Below are 1,331 nucleotides of genomic sequence, written 5' to 3'. Positions count from 1 at the left end.
GGCCCAGGGCGCGTGTTCGCGCGAGGAACCGCAGCCGAAGTTGTCGCCCGCCACCAGGATCTCGGCCTTGCGGTACTGCGGTTTGTTCAGCACGAAATCCGCGATCTCGGTGCCGTCGCGGTTAAAGCGCATTTCGTCGAACAGGTTCTTGCCGAAGCCGGTGCGCTGAATGGATTTCAGGAACACCTTGGGGATGATCATGTCGGTGTCGATGTTCACCAGCGGCATCGGGGCGGCGATACCCTGCAGTTTCTGGAATTTTTCCATTACTCGTTTCCTTGTTTCTGGTGCTTCAAACCGCTGAGATCAAAGCCGATCTCTTGCGCGTGGCGTGCGATGAAGCTGTGTTTTTCGGGCCGGTGCGTCTTGTGATAGCGGCGCACCATGGATGCGTAGAGATGAACGGCCAGCGTGTTTTCGGTCAGCCAGCCGTCTTCCTGGCAGTGGCCGCTGAACAGCACGTCGGTCAGAACGCCGCGGATCGGATAGAACACCTCCGGCTCGCGGACGTGTTCGACTTCGCCGGTCAGGGTCAGCGTGTAGTCCAGCGCCCGGGGGCCAAGCGACGGGCGCTGCAGCTCAAAAGCTGTCAGCAGGCGCTTGCCGGGCGGTGCGGCCTCCACCTCCTTGCGGATCTTGCGGCCCAGCCAGGGCGGCACGAACTCAGGGTCCTCGAACCAATCCAGCAGATGGTTCAGCGCAGCAGAGCCTTTCGGCAACCGCAGCACCGCGCCGTTGATCGACCGTGTCGGCTCATAGCCGACGTGATAGCCCGCGTCCGGCAACGGCCGGCAGCAGAGCATATCAGTGTCGATCCAGATCATCTCCGTCTGTTTCAGCAGATACAGGCGGAACAGATCAGACAGCATCGAGGCAGGCGCCTCCCCGTGTCCGGCCTTGACCGGGTCCCAGATTTCCGCTGCCGGGCAGGTGCGGACACCTGGCGGCACCGGCGGCGCTGCAGGCCCGGTGTGAAACAGCACAACCTCGTGGCCGCGCTGCACGAAACTGGCCAAGGACAGTTCGTGCAGCCAGTTCAGGCTGTCACCGATCCACAGGCTTGCAACTGCGGGAAGGGAAGGGCTGGATGGCATCGGAGGCCCCTCAGGCTCAGATCAGCTCACGCACATCCGTCAGCCTGCCGGTCAGCGCCGCAGCAGCTGCCATAGCAGGCGACACCAGATGGGTGCGGCCCTTATAGCCCTGGCGGCCCTCAAAGTTCCGGTTCGAGGTTGCGGCGCAGCGCTCGCCCTCGGATAGCTGATCGGGGTTCATCGCCAGGCACATGGAGCAACCCGCAAGACGCCACTCGAAACCGGCGGCTTCAAAGA

General features: G+C 63.0%; 3 protein-coding genes. All 3 read right to left on the bottom strand.

Features of this window, described 5'->3' with window-relative positions; genetic code table 11:
- On the bottom strand, positions 1–267 hold a 267-nt coding region (leuD, locus tag A2I95_RS38675; protein ID WP_291737690.1), incomplete at its 3' end, for a 3-isopropylmalate dehydratase small subunit.
- A complete protein-coding gene (locus A2I95_RS38670; protein ID WP_291737689.1) occupies positions 267–1,094 on the bottom strand; it encodes a hypothetical protein in 828 nt (275 codons plus the stop codon). The genes leuD and A2I95_RS38670, both read right to left, overlap by 1 nt.
- A 16-nt stretch (positions 1,095–1,110) precedes the next feature.
- On the bottom strand, positions 1,111–1,331 hold a 221-nt coding region (locus A2I95_RS38665), incomplete at its 5' end, for an aconitase family protein (RefSeq protein WP_291737688.1).

The organism is Leisingera sp. F5 (assembly GCF_001593695.1).
This window is presented reverse-complemented; position numbering and strand designations above follow the sequence as displayed.